15 protein-coding genes are annotated in these 16,257 nt (G+C 71.4%); 13 read left to right on the top strand and 2 right to left on the bottom strand.

What is annotated here, in order from left to right:
* The first annotated feature begins 13 nt into the window (after positions 1-13).
* The 3 genes from ACZ7L9_RS06670 (at position 14) to ACZ7L9_RS06680 (ending at position 3,371) form a co-directional block, all read left to right on the top strand.
* Entirely contained in the window at positions 14-991 is a 978-nt protein-coding gene (locus tag ACZ7L9_RS06670; protein WP_471413133.1) for an ABC transporter ATP-binding protein, read from the top strand.
* Positions 981-2,168 (top strand): ABC transporter ATP-binding protein, encoded by a 1,188-nt coding sequence (locus tag ACZ7L9_RS06675; RefSeq protein WP_471413134.1) that lies wholly within the window; start codon positions 981-983, stop codon positions 2,166-2,168. The genes ACZ7L9_RS06670 and ACZ7L9_RS06675 overlap by 11 nt, the downstream gene beginning before the upstream one ends.
* A 201-nt stretch (positions 2,169-2,369) precedes the next feature.
* Complete coding sequence (locus ACZ7L9_RS06680) at positions 2,370-3,371, top strand: hypothetical protein (protein WP_471413136.1); 1,002 nt, start codon at positions 2,370-2,372, stop codon at positions 3,369-3,371.
* A 67-nt stretch (positions 3,372-3,438) separates the two neighbouring features.
* Here the strand turns inward: ACZ7L9_RS06680 and ACZ7L9_RS06685 are convergent, their stop codons facing one another.
* Positions 3,439-5,571, bottom strand: coding sequence for a S9 family peptidase (locus ACZ7L9_RS06685; protein ID WP_471413138.1), 2,133 nt, complete (start codon positions 5,569-5,571; stop codon positions 3,439-3,441).
* 173 nt (positions 5,572-5,744) lie between these two features.
* On the opposite strand from ACZ7L9_RS06685, the gene ACZ7L9_RS06690 reads away from it, so the two are divergent.
* From ACZ7L9_RS06690 to ACZ7L9_RS06730, 9 genes are all read left to right on the top strand, one after another.
* Entirely contained in the window at positions 5,745-5,939 is a 195-nt protein-coding gene (locus tag ACZ7L9_RS06690; protein ID WP_383975845.1) for a hypothetical protein, read from the top strand.
* A 105-nt stretch (positions 5,940-6,044) separates the two neighbouring features.
* On the top strand, positions 6,045-7,019 hold the full coding sequence (mshB, locus tag ACZ7L9_RS06695; RefSeq protein ID WP_471413140.1) for an N-acetyl-1-D-myo-inositol-2-amino-2-deoxy-alpha-D-glucopyranoside deacetylase: 975 nt from the start codon (positions 6,045-6,047) through the stop codon (positions 7,017-7,019).
* Positions 7,016-7,462, top strand: coding sequence for a DUF6113 family protein (locus ACZ7L9_RS06700; RefSeq protein WP_471413141.1), 447 nt, complete (start codon positions 7,016-7,018; stop codon positions 7,460-7,462). Before mshB ends, ACZ7L9_RS06700 begins: the two co-directional genes overlap by 4 nt.
* Positions 7,463-7,637: 175 nt before the next feature.
* On the top strand, positions 7,638-9,698 hold the full coding sequence (locus ACZ7L9_RS06705) for a peptidoglycan binding domain-containing protein (RefSeq protein WP_471413143.1): 2,061 nt from the start codon (positions 7,638-7,640) through the stop codon (positions 9,696-9,698).
* A gap of 222 nt (positions 9,699-9,920) precedes the next feature.
* Entirely contained in the window at positions 9,921-10,859 is a 939-nt protein-coding gene (locus ACZ7L9_RS06710; protein WP_471413145.1) for an ABC transporter ATP-binding protein, read from the top strand.
* A 62-nt stretch (positions 10,860-10,921) separates the two neighbouring features.
* A complete protein-coding gene (locus ACZ7L9_RS06715; protein ID WP_471413482.1) occupies positions 10,922-11,608 on the top strand; it encodes an ABC transporter permease in 687 nt (228 codons plus the stop codon).
* The gene (locus ACZ7L9_RS06720) at positions 11,605-12,789 is read left to right on the top strand and encodes a sensor histidine kinase (protein ID WP_471413146.1); all 1,185 of its coding nucleotides are present in this window, start codon (positions 11,605-11,607) and stop codon (positions 12,787-12,789) included. The genes ACZ7L9_RS06715 and ACZ7L9_RS06720 overlap by 4 nt, the downstream gene beginning before the upstream one ends.
* The gene (locus tag ACZ7L9_RS06725) at positions 12,786-13,397 is read left to right on the top strand and encodes a response regulator (RefSeq protein WP_471413147.1); all 612 of its coding nucleotides are present in this window, start codon (positions 12,786-12,788) and stop codon (positions 13,395-13,397) included. Before ACZ7L9_RS06720 ends, ACZ7L9_RS06725 begins: the two co-directional genes overlap by 4 nt.
* A 97-nt stretch (positions 13,398-13,494) precedes the next feature.
* The gene (locus tag ACZ7L9_RS06730) at positions 13,495-13,767 is read left to right on the top strand and encodes a DUF397 domain-containing protein (RefSeq protein ID WP_471413484.1); all 273 of its coding nucleotides are present in this window, start codon (positions 13,495-13,497) and stop codon (positions 13,765-13,767) included.
* A 108-nt stretch (positions 13,768-13,875) separates the two neighbouring features.
* On the opposite strand, the gene ACZ7L9_RS06735 is transcribed toward ACZ7L9_RS06730, so the two are convergent.
* Positions 13,876-14,598, bottom strand: coding sequence for a class F sortase (locus tag ACZ7L9_RS06735; protein ID WP_471413148.1), 723 nt, complete (start codon positions 14,596-14,598; stop codon positions 13,876-13,878).
* A 315-nt stretch (positions 14,599-14,913) separates the two neighbouring features.
* On the opposite strand from ACZ7L9_RS06735, the gene ACZ7L9_RS06740 reads away from it, so the two are divergent.
* A complete protein-coding gene (locus tag ACZ7L9_RS06740) occupies positions 14,914-15,966 on the top strand; it encodes a hypothetical protein (protein ID WP_471413149.1) in 1,053 nt (350 codons plus the stop codon).
* The last annotated feature ends 291 nt before the right edge of the window (positions 15,967-16,257 follow it).

Consider the following 16,257-nt stretch of genomic DNA (forward strand, 5'->3'; position numbering starts at 1 on the left):
GGAGCCCGCCGCGATGTTGCTCGAAGTGCGCGATCTGCACGTGGAGTTCCACACCCGCGACGGGGTGGCCAAAGCCGTCAACGGGGTCAACTACTCGGTGGCCGAGGGCGAGACGCTGGCCGTCCTCGGTGAATCCGGCTCCGGCAAGTCGGTCACCGCACAGGCCGTCATGGGCATCCTCGACATGCCCCCCGGGAAGATCAGCGGCGGCGAGATCCTCTTCAAGGACCGCGACCTGCTGAAGATGAAGAAGGACGAGCGCCGGAAGATCCGCGGCCAGGAGATGGCCATGATCTTCCAGGACGCCCTCTCCTCCCTCAACCCCGTGCTCAGCGTGGGGGAGCAGCTCGGCGAGATGTTCGTCGTCCACCGCGGAATGTCCCACAAGGACGCCAGGCTGAAGGCCGTCGAACTGATGGACCGGGTCCGCATCCCGGCCGCGAAGGAACGCGTCGGGAACTATCCGCACCAGTTCTCCGGCGGCATGCGCCAGCGCATCATGATCGCCATGGCGATGGCGCTGGAACCCTCGCTGATCATCGCCGACGAACCCACCACGGCCCTCGACGTGACCGTCCAGGCCCAGGTGATGGATCTGCTCGCCGAGCTCCGGCGCGAACTGAACATGGGCCTGATCCTGATCACCCACGACCTCGGCGTGGTCGCGGACGTCGCCGACTACATCGCCGTGATGTACGCGGGCCGGATCGTCGAGACCGCCCCCGTCCACGACATCTACCGGGCACCCGCCCACCCGTACACCAAGGGCCTGCTCCAGTCGATCCCGCGCCTGGACCAGAAGGGCCAGGAGCTGTACGCGATCAAGGGCCTGCCGCCGAACCTGCTGCACATCCCGCCCGGCTGCGCCTTCCATCCGCGCTGCCCGATGGCCCAGGAGATCTGCCGGGGCGAGGTACCGCCGCTGTTCGAGGTGGCCGCGAACCGCGAGAGCGCCTGCTACTTCTGGAAGGAGACGCTCGATGCACGCTGAACCGGGGAGCACCCGCGCGGGCGGCGAACCCATTCTGGAGGTATGCGATCTCGTCAAGCACTACCCGCTGACCCAGGGCATCCTGATCAAGAAGCAGATCGGCGCCGTCAAGGCGGTCGACGGGGTCTCCTTCGATCTGGCGGCGGGCGAGACGCTCGGCATCGTGGGGGAGTCGGGCTGCGGCAAGTCGACCTTGGCCAGGATGCTGGTCCATCTGGAACAGCCGACGGCCGGCGCGATCACGTACAAGGGCGAGGACATCACCAAGCTGTCGGGGCGCGCCCTGAAGGCCGTGCGCCGCAACATCCAGATGGTGTTCCAGGACCCGTACACCTCCCTCAACCCCCGGATGACCGTCGGCGACATCATCGGGGAGCCGTACGAGATCCACCCCGAGGTGGCGCCGAAGGGCGACCGGCGCCGCAAGGTCCAGGACCTGCTGGACGTGGTCGGGCTCAACCCGGAGTACCTCAATCGCTATCCGCACCAGTTCTCCGGCGGCCAGCGCCAGCGCATCGGCATCGCCCGCGGGCTGGCCCTGAACCCCGAGATCATCGTCGCCGACGAACCCGTCTCCGCCCTCGACGTCTCCGTGCAGGCGCAGGTCGTCAACCTGCTGGACCGGCTCCAGGCGGAGTTCGGACTGAGTTACGTCTTCATCGCGCACGACCTGTCGATCGTCCGGCACATCTCCGATCGGGTCGGCGTGATGTATCTGGGCCGGATCGTCGAGATCGGCACCGACGAGCAGATCTACGACCACCCCACGCATCCGTACACCCAGGCACTGCTGTCCGCCGTCCCGGTGCCGGACCCGATGGCGCGCGAGCACCGGGAGCGGATCATCCTGCACGGCGACGTCCCGTCGCCCGCCAACCCGCCCTCCGGCTGCCGCTTCCGCACCCGCTGCTGGAAGGCGCAGGAGCGGTGCGAACTCGAGGTGCCGCTGCTGGCGGTTCCGGTGGTCTTCCGGCTGACGGACACCCCGGCCGAGCACGACTCGGCCTGCCACTTCGCGGAGGAGAAGCAGGTGGTGCCGCCGGAGGGGCTGCTGGAGACGCCGGTGGAGCCGCCGGAGGGGGCCGACGCGGCTCAGGAGGAGGGCGAGGCGGACTCCTCGGGCGCTGCGAGGCAGCAGGACGGGCCGTCGCCGTCAGGGAGCAGCCGGGCCGTCTGAGAGCCTGTCGGACGCGTTGACGCGTGGGCAACTCGGCCGTCCCACCTGCGACATACGAACGCGCCACGATGGTCGTCGTACGGCCGTGCGGGTGCCGTGAACCGGCCGGGGTAGTCAAGTCCCCCCGGCCGGTTGCCCGTTCAGGCACCATCCGGGCGACCCTCTTGTCCGGCGGGTGGGGACCGGGGGAGTATCGCTCGCGTGATACTCACGCGCGGAGCAAGGATCACCGGCGCTGTTCTCTGCGCCCTGCTCGCGGTGATCGTCGCGGGCTGGCTCGTACGGGATCTCCAGGCCGTCGACGATCCGGGGCGGTTGTGGAAGTACTGGGCGGGCTACTACGAGATGCGACCGAGCGTGCCGGCCACCACCTCGGCCGACGACGTGATGCTGCTCGTGGCGTATGTGGTCGCCGCCGTCGCGGCCCTGCGGTCCTCGGTGGCCGGAACCGTGCTGGTCGCCACCGGAGTGGTCACCCTCGCCGTGCGGCTCCCCGGACTCTGGAACATCGGTGAGTCCCGGATGGACGCCGCGTACTCCGACGACCTCCGCACGCGCGCCCTCGTCTGTGCTTTCGCGACCCTCGCGGCGGGCATCGCGCTGATCATCACCGCGGGGGCCGGACGCAGGCCGCCGCGCGACTTCTCCGAGGCCACCCCGGGCCGCCCGGGCCAGGGCGCCGGTGTGACCGCCTTTCTGCTGCTGGGCGCCGCCGGAGCCGTCGTGATCGCCTGGGAGATCCGCCAGGCCGTGCGGTTCCCCGAGATCTACCCCGACTGGTACCTGGGCGGGAACCGGGCGCTCCAGGCGCTGACCGACCCTCCGCCGGGCTGGAGCAGTGCGCTCGTCGCGCTGCTCTGTCTGTACGCGGGGACGAGCGCGCTCTGCCGCGCCGTGCACGCGCGGCCGTTCGGCATGATCGCGGCCGGTGCGCTGCTGTCCGCCGGCGTGCTGGGAGTGGCCCGCGCCGTGCACTACGACTTCCTCGATCACTTCGGCGATCTGCCGGTCGAGGAGCAACTCACCGTACTGACCTGGTTCTTCGAAGTCATCGCCGGCGCGGTGGTGCTCATCGTGCTGGCCCGGCGGGGCACCGCGGACGCCCCCGCCCAGCCCCACCAGGGCTATGGGCAGGGGTACGGCTATCCGCAGCCCGGCGGCTTCGGCCCGCCGCCACCTTCCCAGCCGCCGCCGGGCTGGTGACGGACGCGGCAGTCGGTCCGACGACTGCCGCCCGCCGGTCAACGCCTGCCGGGGCGTCCCGATCGGATCACCCGCGCAGCCCCAACGACCGCTTCAGGAAGTCCACCTGGAGCAGCAGCAGGTTCTCCGCCACCTGCTCCTGCGGCGTCATGTGCGTCACCCCGCTGAGCGGCAGAACCTCGTGCGGGCGCCCCGCCGAGAGCAGCGCCGACGACAGCCTGAGCGAGTGCGCGACCACCACGTTGTCGTCCGCCAGACCATGGATGATCATCATCGGCCGGACCTGGTCCGCGGCCTCGGAGAGCCCTTCGTCGGTCAGCACCGAGTTGCGCGCGTACACCTCCGGCTGCTTCGCCGGGTCGCCGAGGTAGCGCTCGGTGTAGTGGGTGTCGTACAGCCGCTGGTCGGTCACCGGAGCGCCCACCACCGCCGCGTGGAAGACATCCGGCCGCCGCAGCACGGCCAGCGCCGCCAGATATCCGCCGAACGACCAGCCGCGGATGGCCACCTTGCCGAGATCCAGCGGGAACCGCCCGGCCAGCGCGTGCAGCGCCTCGATCTGGTCGTCCACGGTGAGGGCGAGATTGTCCTTGACCGACTTCTCCCAGCCCGGTGAACGCCCCGGCGCGCCACGGCCGTCCGCGACGACCACCGCGAAGCCCTGATCGGCGAACCACTGTGATGTCAGATGCGGATTGTGGGCGGCGAGCACCCGCCGGCCGTGCGGTCCGCCGTACGGATCCATGAGGACCGGAAGAGGACCGTCCGATTCCTTGTGCCCGTCGGGGAGCAGCACGGCGCACGGAATTCGCCGTGCGCCCCCTTCGGTGAGGAGCACCCGTGCCGACAGGACCGGCTCCTCGGCGAAGCTCGCCACGGTGGCGATCCGCTTGCCGCCCCGGAGCACCTCGGCGCGGGCCCCCGGCCGTTCCAGCGATTGGGAGACCAGCACCGTCACCCCGCCCGCGCGGACCGCCGAATGCACCCCCGCCCCTGCGGAGATCCGCTCGATGCCCAGTTCGTTGACCCGGTACACATGGTTCTCGCCGATCTCCGGCTCCGCGGCCTCCTCGCCCGCCGAAGCCGACACCAGGACATCCGAATCACCGATGTCCAGGACCGCCTGGAGCTGCAACTGCGCCCCGGTCAGCAGCCGGTCGCCGACCGCGAGCACCCGCGCCCCGCCCTCGTCCGCGATCCGCACGAGCCGCCCGTCCGGCGCCCAGGCGGGCACGCCGGGGAAGATTTCCAGCCAGACCGGGTCCTCGTCGACATGCACCGTCCGCGTCGTACCGGTCTCCGTGTCCACCGCGAGGAACAGCTGGCTCTGCTGGTCACGAGCCTGTACGAGGAGCAGCGGAGCGCCGTTTGACGACCAGTGCACCTGAGCCAGATACGGATGACGTGCCCGGTCCCAGACCACTTCGGTGCGGCTGCCGTCCAGGCCCATCACGAAGAGCCGCACCTCGGCGTTGGGCGTCCCCGCCGCCGGGTAGGCGACCTCGGCGGGCCTGCGGTCCGGGTGCGCGGGATCCGCGATCCACCACCGCTTCACGGGACTGTCGTCGACCCGGGCGACCAGCAGCCGGTCCGACTCCGGCGACCACCAGAAGCCCCGCGAGCGCTGCATCTCCTCGGCCGCGATGAACTCCGCCAGACCGTACGAGACGTTCTCCCCCTCGGGCTCCGCGAGCGCCCGGTCCCCGTCGCCGTCGGCGCCCACGACGCGCAGCGCGCCCTTGGACACGTACGCGATGTGCCGGCCGTCCGGCGAGGGCCGTGGGTCGATCACCGGGCCGGGCACCGGCAGCGCCCGCGCCGTACCCGCCCGCAACTCCGCGACGTACACCTTCCCGGAGAGCGCGAACGCGGCCAACTCGGCCGCCGCGTCGACCGCGTAGCCGACGATCCCCGACGAGCCCTCACGGCTGCGCTCGCGCCGGGCCCGCTCCTGGGCCGACAGCCGCTCCGCCGAACCGCCCAGCAGCGTCCCGGGATCGGCGACGACGCGCTCCTTCGGTGCCCCGCCCGTCGGCAGGTCCAGCACCCACAGCCGGCCCGCCCGGTCCGTGCCCGAGCCCGTCCTCAGGAAGATCACCCGCTCCCCGTCGGGTGAAACGGTGAACGCGCGGGGAGCGCCGAGGGTGAACCGCATCGTCCTGGCGTGCTGACGCGGAAAAGAGATCTTCTGCGAAGTCATGAGCAGAACCTAGTCCCCGACCGCCCGGTCGTGCGCCCCTCGTGCTGCTGTGCCCCGATCAATGCGGTGCGACGGATAGTTATGATCCGTAGCGCTCGGTGGGTATCAACCTGCTGGCTCCGTGTGTGCTGACCGATCCGACCGTACTGATGGACTGATGGAGGTGAACCGCCGTGGCACTCTCGATTTCGGCGGTGGTGCTGCTGGCGATCGTCGTCTTCCTGCTGATCCGGAAATCCGGACTGAAGGGCGGACATGCGGTGGTCTGCGCGCTGCTCGGTTTCTATCTCGCCAGCTCGTCCATTGCGCCCACCATCGCCGACCTGACCACGAATGTGGCGGGAATGATCGGAAGCATCAAGTTCTGAGCCCCGGTTCCGCGACCCCGTTCCGTGCCCCCGTTCCGTGCCCCGGCCCGTCGTCGGCCGGTGTGCGGTCAGGGCCCGGGGTGCTCGGCTCGTAGGGTGGTCCCTATGACGGACCATCCCGCCCGGCGTCTGCTTCTGGTGCACGCGCACCCCGACGACGAGTCGATCAACAACGGCGCCACCATGGCCAGGTACGCGGCCGAGGGCGCCCAGGTGACCCTGGTGACCTGCACACTCGGCGAGGAGGGCGAGATCATCCCGCCCGCCCTCGCCCATCTCGCGGCGGACCGGGACGACGTCCTGGGCCCCTACCGCCGGGGTGAACTCGCCGCGGCGATGAAGGAGCTCGGCGTCACCGACCACCGCCTCCTCGGCGGCCCCGGCCGCTTCCGCGACTCCGGAATGATGGGCGCCGAGCAGAACCACCGCCCCGGCGCCTTCTGGGACGCGGACGTGGACGACGCCGCCGGGTACCTGGTGGAGGTGATCCGCTCGGTGCGCCCGCAGGTCCTCGTGACGTACGACCCCGACGGCGGCTACGGGCACCCCGACCACATCCAGGCGCACCGCGTCGCGATGCGGGCGGCGGAGCTGGCCGCCGACCCGGCGTACCGACCCGGACCGGACGCCCCGCACACCATCGCCAAGATCTACTGGAACCGGGTGCCGCGCTCGGTCGCCGAAGAGGGCTTCGCGCGCCTGCGGGAGACGGCGCCGGACGCCTTCCCGGGGATCGCCACCCTCGGCGACGTACCCGGTGTGGTCGACGACACGAGGATCACCGCACGGATCGACGGCTCGGCCCACGTGGCCGCCAAGAGCGCCGCGATGCGGGCCCATGCCACCCAGATCGTCGTGCACGGGCCGTTCTTCGCCCTTTCCAACGACCTCGGCCAGCCCGTCTTCGCCACCGAATACTACGAGTTGGTACACGGCACCTCGCGGGCCCCTCAAGGGGCTCGCGAGGACGACCTGTTCGCCGGGCTGCCGGAAGCGGACGCGGCAGGAGCGGGCGTGGCAGGAGCCGACGTACCGGGAGCGGGCGTACCGGGAGCCGACGTATCGGGAGCCGAGCGATGAGCGACGGCAAGCAGCGCGCACCGCGCACCGGCACGCCCGCCAGGGACACCGCGGCCACCGGCCTCGCCGCGCCCCTCAAACCCGGGCGGATCGCCGCCTATGTGGGCCTCGCCGTCCTCGGTGCGCTCGTCGGCATCGCCGGGGCACTGGTCCAAGCAGCCTGGTTCCCCGCCGGATTGCTGCTCGCGCTGGCCGCGTGCGCCGGACTGTTCTACGGGGGGCGCTGCGTCTTCGGCACCCAGCTCGGCGCCCTGGCCCCGGCCGCGGGCTGGCTGATTTCGGTCATTGTGCTGCTCGGCGGACGGCCGGAAGGCGACTACGTTTTCGGCGATGAACTGGGCCTCATCCTCTTCATGCTGGGCGGGATGGCCGTCGCTGTGATCTGTGCCACGATGTCGCGGTCGCCTCGAACGGACGCCGACAGCGGCCGACCTGGCAAGTAATGTGCCACGTCCGATCCCGTAATGCCCCTTGTCCGTCCGGCGGTCGCGCAGTCGTTTCCCCCGGTGGCGGGGTGTCTGCCGACGGCGGCCAGTAAGGTGGTTCGCGCGCCGAGCCGTCCCCTGGCCTGCGGCATGGGGGAAGTACGGGCGGCGGAGCCAATCGGGAGAACCTGCTTTGAGTCGTGAAACTGACAGTTCGTCGTCCGGGCCTCAGGGGCGTGGAGGAGCCGCGTACCCCTCGGGGACGCCGCCGTACGGATCCCGCCAGTATCCGTCGCTGCACCCTTCGCAGGACGCCCCGGAGGGGGCCCCGGAGCCTGCGGATCCGCCTCAGTCCGAAGAGCCGAGGACCGAGACGACGCTGACGACGCGCATCCGGATCAACATCCCGGGCTCGCGTCCCATCCCGCCCGTCGTCATGCGTACGCCCATGGGCGACGCCGACGCCACCGAAGCCGAGCGCACGAGCAGCATCCCGCGCCCCGCGCCGAGCGCGTCGGACGCGGCCGACACGGCACCGGGCGCCGAGACGCGGCCCGGTTCGGCGAGCGCGGAACCGGCTGCCGAGAAGCCGGCCAGGGAGAAGGGCGGCGGCGACTGGTTCGCCCCGCGCAAAGCACCCACCAACACCTCGGTCGTCGGCTCCGGCACACCCGGTGGCGCCGACGGCCCCAAGGGCGCCGCGCCCACCCCGCCCCGCGCCGACCTGCCGTACTTCTCGGACGGTCCGCAGCGCACCGGGGAGCAGGACGCGCCCCGTCCCAGCAGCGCCCTCGACGACCTCAGCCCCCGCGAGTCCGGCGGCGCGCGTCCCACGCCCAACCTCGGCGTGCGTACGCCCGGCCCCTCCGGACCGACCACGGGCGTCACCGGCACGTCGCCCCTGACCCCGAACCTCGACGGGGCGGCCGGCTTCGGCACGGCGGGCCCCCGGGGTTCCGCGGGCCCGCAGGGTCCCGGCGCCCCCGGTGGCGTGCCTCCGCGGATGTCCGACGACACTGCGGTGCTGACGCCCCAGTCGCCGGCCCCGGCCTCCGCCGGCCGGGGCGGCAACGTCTCCGGTGACACGCTCACCAGCGGCATCCCCGTCGTCCCGCCGGAGCACCGCTCGCCGTTCCCGCCCCCGTCCCCGTTCGTGGGCGCGGGCGGCCCCGGCGGTGGACATCCCGACCTGACGCCCGGTCTCGCGGACGACGCGATGGGCACCGGTCCCGCCGGGCCCGGCGGTCCCGCCACCCCGTCGCCCACCCCCGCCGCGCGCCCCGTCCCGGCGGCCCCGCCCGCGAAGAAGGGCCGCTCCAAGCTGGTCCTCCTCTGCGCCGGTGTCGTCGGCCTGCTCGGTGTCGCGTACGGCGCCGGGCTGCTGATGAACCACTCCGACGTCCCCAAGGGCACCACGGTCCTCGGCGTCGACATCGGCGGCGGCACGAAGGAGGAGGGCGTCACGAAGCTGGACGCCGCCCTCGGCAAGCGCGCCGAGGCCCCCCTTCAGCTGTCCGTGGACGGCAAGAAGACCGAGCTCGCACCGGACAAGGCGGGGCTCGGCCTGGACAGCCAGGAGACCGTGCGCTCGGCCGCGGGCAGCGACTACAACCCGCTCTCCGTCATCGGCTCCCTCTTCGGCAGCAAGCGCGTCGTCGACCCGGTGATCCCGGTGGACGAGGAGAAGCTCGGGGTCGCGCTGACGGACCTGGCGGGCGTCTCCGGCTCGGCCAACGACGGCACCATCCGCTTCGAGCCGGGCAAGGCCGTCGCCGTACCCGGCAAGGCCGGCAAGGCGCTGGACGTCGACCAGTCGCTGATCTCGGTGCGTGACGCGTACCGGGCCCAGGTGGAGACCGGCCGGACGGACACCGTCCAACTGCCCGTCACCAGCCGCGAACCCACCATCAGCCAGGCCGAACTGGACCGGGCGATGAAGGAATTCGCGCAGCCCGCGATGTCCGGCCTGATCACCATCAAGGCCGGTCCCAAGCAGATCCAGTTCGGCCCGGCCAAGTCGCTGCCGAAGATCCTGACGATGGTGCCGGTCGAGGGCCGACTGGTCCAGCACTACGACAAGAAGGCCATCGACACCCTCTGTGAAGGCGTCTTCGACGGCATCATGATCACCAAGGGTGACGGCAAGAAGCACCAGCTCAGCGCGGACGACGTGGCGGCCGCCATGCAGACCGCGCTTGTGGGCAAGTCCCCCGTCGAGCGGACCGTCACGATCGACCTCGCCGGCAACGGATAGCCGCACCCGCGTACCCGTACACCGACCCGCCCCCGTCCGGACCTCCGGCCGGGGGCGGCGCCGTGCTCGGCGGGCGTACGGCCCACAAGGGACCTCGGACGTCGGCCCGCCCCGCCCAGCACCCCGGCGTCCGGTGTCACGCGCTCCGCATGACATCTGTCATCCCGTTTCCACGACCCGCGGCCCTGCCGGGCCCACCCCCCTCTCGGTCACGCTGGACGCATGACAACGACAGCCCCCGAGACCACCGGAGCCAGGACCGCCGTGGTCCGCTTCGACCGGGTCAGCAAGGCGTACGGAGCGGTGCGCGCCGTCGACGGACTGACTCTCGATCTGCACCCCGGCGAGACCGTGGCGCTCCTCGGCCCCAACGGCGCCGGAAAGTCCTCCACCCTGGATCTGCTGCTCGGCCTGCGCACCGCGGACTCCGGTTCGGTCCGGGTCTTCGACACCACCCCGCAGGGCGCCATCGCCGCGGGCCGCGTCGGCGCGATGCTGCAGAGCGGCGGTCTGATGGAGGACGTCACCGTCGAGGAACTCGTCCGCCTCGCCTGCGATCTGCATCCCAGGCCCTACCCGGTGGGCGAGGTGCTGTCCCGCGCCGGTATCGCACAGATCGCAGACCGCATGGTCAACAAGCTCTCCGGCGGCCAGGAGCAGCGCGTACGGTTCGCGCTCGCCACCGCCGGGGCCAACGACCTGATCGTCCTCGACGAGCCGACCACCGGCATGGACGTCACGGCCCGACAGGCCTTCTGGGCCACCATGCGCGAGCAGGCCGAGCAGGGCCGCACCGTCCTGTTCGCCACCCACTACCTCGAAGAGGCCGACGCGATCGCCGACCGCGTCCTCGTCCTCCACAAGGGCCGGCTGCTGGCCGACGGTACCGCCGCCGAGATCAAGGCGAAGGCCGGTGCCCGCCGGATCTCCTTCGAGCTGGAGGGCCCGGTCGACGAGGCGGCCCTGCGCGGACTGCCGTTCCTCGCCACGCTCGACATCACCGGCAACCGGGTCCGTATCCAGTCGCACGACGCCGACGCGACCGTCCACGCGGTCTACGGGCTCGGCCTCTACCCGCGCGAACTCGAAGTCGCGGGACTCGGCCTGGAGCAGGCCTTCGTCGCCATCACCGAGGCCGAGGAGGCCAGGACCCCGTGCTGAGTTTCTTCTCGTGGGCCCTCATCCGGCTCGAAGTCACCCGCACCCTGCGGAACAAGAAGTTCATGTTCTTCTCGGTCATCTACCCGTCGGTGATCTACCTGCTGATCTCCGGCACCCGGAACACCACGGACAAGGTCCCGAACAGCGACCTCACCCTCCAGGCCTTCTTCATGGTCTCGATGGCCTCCTTCGGCGCGCTGACCGCCGTCCTCATGGGCAACAGCGAACGCATCGCCAAGGAGCGCGAGAAGGGCTGGGTCCGCCAGCTCCGGCTCACCGCACTGCCCAGTCGCGGCTACGTCCTGGCGAAGATCGCCAGCGCGGCGATGGTCACCCTGCCCTGCATCGTGGTCGTGTTCCTGGTCGCCGCCACCGTCAAACACGTACGGCTGGACACCTGGCAGTGGTTCGCGCTGGCCGGGGTCATCTGGGCCGGTTCGCTGGTCTTCGCCGCGCTCGGGGTCGCCATCGGCTACATCGCCAGCGGCGACGCGGTCCGCCCGATCACGATGATCATCTACTTCGGGCTCTCCATCCTCGGCGGCCTGTGGATGCCCAGCGCGACCTTCCCGCGGTGGCTCCAGAACATTTCGGAATGGCTGCCCACACACGCGTACGCTTCTCTCGGTCAGGCGATCGAAATGGGTGGGTCTCCGCACGGCAAGGACGTCGCCATCCTCTGCTTCTACTTCCTGATCTTCGCGGGCGGAGCGGCCTGGCTCTACCGGAAGGACACCCTGAAGGCGTGAACGACGAGGAGGAGCACGTGGGTGTCGGGCGCCCGCCGACGGGCCGCCGACAGGTCTGGATCAAGCTGCTCTGGATCGGTGTCTGGCTCGCGTTCATGAGCGCCCCGGTCAAGGACCTGGCCGACGGCCACCACACCCACTGGGGCACCGCGCTGGGCGTACTCGGTCTGCTGGCCTTCGTCGGCGCCTATCTGGTGCTGGTCTTCCGCCACACGTCGAAGGCCCTCGACCGGCACGTCGTCCGGTCCTCGATCGCCTTCCTCGGCGTCCTCGCCGTCACCCTCTCCCTGACGCTCGGCACCGCGTGGCTGGTCCTCTTCGTGTACGTGGCGGTCTCCGTCGGCGCCACACTGCCGCTGCGGACCGCCCGCTGGCTGATCCCCGCGGTCGTCGCCGTCCTGGTCCTCGTCGGCCTCACCGACGACCACCCCCGCGAGATCATCACCGCCCTGGTCTTCCCCGCACTGCTCGGCGGCTTCGCGATGACCGGCGTACGGCAGATGATCCGTACGACGATCCAGCTCCGCGAGGCCCGCGCGACCGTCGCCCAGCTCGCCGCCAACGAGGAGCGGCTGCGGCTCGCCCGCGATCTGCACGACCTGCTCGGCCACTCGCTCTCGCTCATCACGCTCAAGAGCGAACTGGCCGGGCGGATGCTGCCCGACCACCCGGAGCAGGCCGCCGCACAGGTCGCGGACATCGAACGGGTCAGCCGTCAGGCCCTGGTCGACGTACGCAGCGCCGTCACCGGCTACCGCCGGCCGACTCTCCCCGGCGAACTGGCCGGAGCCCGCACCGCCCTCGCCGCCGCGGGCATCACGGCCGACGTCCCCGCCGAGGCCCCCGACGACCTCCCCGAGAAGCCGGAGGAGGTGCTCGCCTGGGCACTGCGCGAAGCCGTCACCAATGTCGTACGTCACAGCGGCGCCCGGCACTGCACGGTCACCCTCGTCCCGCGCCAGACCCTCGACGGCCGGCTCCTCGAACTCACCGTCGCGGACGACGGTGTCGGCGCATCGGGCATGGAACCGGGCAACGGCCTCACGGGCATCACCGAACGCCTCGCCACGGTCGACGGGACGCTGATCGCCCCGGCCGGCAACTCCCGCTCCGGATCCGGTAGAGGCTTCACCCTGACCCTGACCGTTCCACTCGGATCCGGCCTAGGATCCACGGAATGAGCATGATCAGACTCCTCCTCGCCGAGGACCAGTCCATGGTGCGCGAGGCCCTCGCCGCACTCCTCGGCCTGGAACCCGACATCGAGGTGGTGGCCCAGGTCGCCCGCGGGGACGAGGTGTTGGCCGCGGCTCACGAGCACCGCATCGATGTGGCACTCCTGGACATCGAGATGCCGGGCATGACGGGAATCGATGCGGCGGCGGCCCTGCGGCGCGAACTCCCGGCCGTGAAGGTCGTCGTCGTCACCACCTTCGGCCGCCCCGGCTATCTGCGCCGCGCCATGGAGTCGGGCGCCGCCGCCTTCCTGGTGAAGGACGCCCCGGCCGCCCAACTGGCTTCGGCAGTACGGAAGGTGCTCGCCGGGGAGCGTGTCATCGACCCCACCCTCGCGGCCGCCGCGCTCGCCGACGGGGCGAACCCGCTCACCGACCGCGAACGCGATGTGCTGCGCACGGCGGCGGACGGCTCCACGAACGCGGAGATAGCGGCCGCGCTCCACCTCTCACAGGGCACGGTCCGCAACTACCTCTCGACGGCGATCCAGAAGCTGGCCGTCCGCAACCGGGCGGAGGCGGTCCGCATCGCCCGCGAGAAGGGCTGGCTTTAGGCCGACCGGCAAGCGGCTCCGTCCGATTGGTCTTGTCCGGAATGACGTTGCCCTCGTTGCGGTCGGTGGTCGGCAGGTAGTTCAACGGGTGCAGCGGATCACGACCGACGTTGGCGGGCGTCTTCTGCTGGAGCAGCCAGGCGTGGGCAGCGGCGGCGAGTGCCTGGAGGTCAGTGAGGCGTACGCGGCCTGGCGCAAGTCCTCGTACAGCGGTGGTGAAAGCGGTGACTGTCTTGAGGCGAACGACGACTGCACCGCCTGCGTCCCTGTCCGTGACAGCAGGAACCCGCACGGACCGGCCGTCGTCTTCGCGGTCTCGGCCTGGACGCCGTTCGTCACGGCGGTCAAGGATGACGGCCTGCGGCGCTGAGGAAGAAGCAAGTGCGGGGGCGGCACGGACTCGGGGTTCGTGCCGCCCCGTACGGGTTTCGGCCCGGCGGGTGGTCGTATCGCGGCGTCGTCGGCCGCCCGTCGGCCATCAGCCATTCCTGGGGGAGTCGAGGTGGGCGAAGGCCACCACGTTGTCCTCGTAGTCCTTGACGGTCTTGTTGTACGGGCCGCCGCAGGTGATCAGGCGGAGTTGCGCCGATGGGGTGTCGGAGTAGACGCGCTTGTCCGGGAACTTCGCCTTGCTGAACGTCTCGACGGTGTCGACCTTGAACCTGGCCACCGAGCCGTCGGCGCGGGTGATGTTGACCGTGGCACCCGGCTTGAGGAACTGAAGCTGCAGGAATACGGCCGGACCGGTCTTCGTGTCGACGTGGCCCGCGACGATCGCGGCGCCGCGCTCGCCGGGGGTGACGCCGTCCTTGAACCAGCCCACCAGGTTCGCGTCGTTGGCGGGCGGCGGGGTCAGTCGGCCGTCGGCGCCGACGGCCAGGTCGGTGAACGGTGCGTTGATGCCGAGGGACGGAATCGTCAGGCGCGTCGGTACGGAACGCAGCATCGCCGGGCCGACGGGCGCTTCCGACGGGGGGACGGGAGGGGGTGCGGCGTGGGAGCCGAGGACCTCGGGCACGGCGGGCGCGACTGCGGCGGCGGGCGGGGTCGGGGGCTTGTCGTCGGCCGTGGTGCCGATGGAGTTGTAGATGAGGAGCATGCCGATCCCGGCTGTCACGGCGGGCCACATCAAGGCGCGGCCTAGTGTGGATCCGGGGGCAGTCCGGGAGGGGGCGGAGCCGGGCGACTGCGAGGCGGCCATGGGAAGGTGCCTTTCACTTGCACTTGCATGGTGTCGAGGGGGATCTGCTGGGGCTCGACCGATGGGGGCCGGGTGGGCTGTGGCGCCGGATGGGCTGGTGGGACCGGTGAAACGAAGGCGCCGCGGCCGCCGCCCGGAGGGACGACGGCCGCGACAACGTAACGACCGGCTGAGTGCTGGGCCCGGTCAGGCGATCGCGCCACCCGAGGACTGACGGCGGCGCAGCTTGTACGCGCCGGCGCCGATGCCGCCGAGCAGCAGCACCGAACCGGCGGCCAGGCTGCTACCGGTCATTGCCATCCCGCCGCCGCCGGTGTGCATACCACCGCGCGGCTTGCCCTCGTCGCCGCCGCGGCCTCCCTCGTCGCCACCACGACCGCCTTCGTCGCCGCCGCGGCCACCTTCGTCGCCGCCACGACCGCCTTCGTCGTCACCGCGGCCACCTTCGTCGCCGCCACGACCGCCTTCGTCGTCACCGCGGCCGCCCTCGTCCCGGCCGCCCTCGTCCCCGTGGTCGCTGGTGAGGGTCGTGGCCATGAAGCCGCCGCCGGTGTGCATTCCACCGCGCGGCTTGCCCTCGTCGCCGCCACGGCCGCCTTCGTCGCCACCGCGGCCGCCTTCGTCGCCGCCGCGGCCGCCTTCGTCGCCGCCGCGGCCGCCTTCGTCGCCGCCGCGGCCGCCTTCGTCGCCGCCGCGGCCGCCTTCGTCGCCGCCACGGCCGCCTTCGTCGCCGCCACGGCCGCCCTCGTCGCCGCCACGGCCGCCCTCGTCGTCACCGCGGCCGCCCTTGTCGCGTCCGTGGTCGCTACCGCGGCCACCCTCGTCGCCTGCGACGACCCGGGCCATGAAGCCGCCGCCGGTGTGCATACCACCGCGCGGCTGGCCCTCGTCACGGCCGCCGCGGCCGCCTTCGTCGCTGCCACGGCCTCCCTCGTCGCCGCCGCGACCGCCTTCGTCGCTGCCACGGCCTCCCTCGTCGCCGCCGCGACCGCCTTCGTCGCCGCCGCGACCGCCTTCGTCGCCACCGCGGTCGCCGCCGCGGTCGCCATGGTCGTTTCTTCCGTGCTCGTCGCCGCGCGACGACGAGGAGCCGTGCTCATGTCCCGAGTCCGCCGCCGTGACCATGGCGTAGGCGGAGGGACCGGTGATGGCGAGGACCGCTGTGACAGCGGCCGAAGCGAACAGTGTGCGGGCAGAGCGCATCTGAACACATTCCTTCCGCCGCAACTGCGCAGAGTGACTGGGTGCCGACTCAGTGTGGAGCAGTGGCGACGTGATCCACCGTCAGCCGGAATGGCGGCCCGCGCCAACGGGGAGCGCCGTATTGGGGCTATGTCGTGGGCCCTTCGAGTGGCGAATCGTCGATAATCACCCGTTGGACTGCATGCGGGGCGGGGTGGAGGTTTGGGCGGCGACGGTCCACTCGTTTGCCGAGCTTTCCGCCCTGCGGCCCGACCGTCTTTGCCGTCCTCGATGGGCCTCTTGGTGAGCGCGAATGCCCCGTGAAAGCAAGGGCGTTGAGGCACGGTCCGCAGTGCGCCGAGTGCGCGACGGGGCTCCGCCCGGAACCTCCCGCGGGAATCCGTGCAGTGGCGTAGGGGATCCGGTGATGCTCCGCGTGATCACTATCGGTCGACCCGTCGTCGGGCGCTTCGGCTC

The sequence above is a fragment of the Streptomyces sp. NPDC111516 genome, from assembly GCF_055635345.1.

Coding starts and splice junctions, on each gene's coding strand:
- mshB (WP_471413140.1), top strand. CDS start 6,045: ATGACGGACCATCCCGCCCGGCGTCTGCTTCTGGTGCACGCGCACCCC.
- ACZ7L9_RS06685 (WP_471413138.1), bottom strand. CDS start 5,571: ATGACTTCGCAGAAGATCTCTTTTCCGCGTCAGCACGCCAGGACGATG.
- ACZ7L9_RS06735 (WP_471413148.1), bottom strand. CDS start 14,598: ATGGCCGCCTCGCAGTCGCCCGGCTCCGCCCCCTCCCGGACTGCCCCC.
- ACZ7L9_RS06715 (WP_471413482.1), top strand. CDS start 10,922: ATGTTCTTCTCGGTCATCTACCCGTCGGTGATCTACCTGCTGATCTCC.
- ACZ7L9_RS06725 (WP_471413147.1), top strand. CDS start 12,786: ATGAGCATGATCAGACTCCTCCTCGCCGAGGACCAGTCCATGGTGCGC.
- ACZ7L9_RS06710 (WP_471413145.1), top strand. CDS start 9,921: ATGACAACGACAGCCCCCGAGACCACCGGAGCCAGGACCGCCGTGGTC.
- ACZ7L9_RS06700 (WP_471413141.1), top strand. CDS start 7,016: ATGAGCGACGGCAAGCAGCGCGCACCGCGCACCGGCACGCCCGCCAGG.
- ACZ7L9_RS06675 (WP_471413134.1), top strand. CDS start 981: ATGCACGCTGAACCGGGGAGCACCCGCGCGGGCGGCGAACCCATTCTG.
- ACZ7L9_RS06670 (WP_471413133.1), top strand. CDS start 14: ATGTTGCTCGAAGTGCGCGATCTGCACGTGGAGTTCCACACCCGCGAC.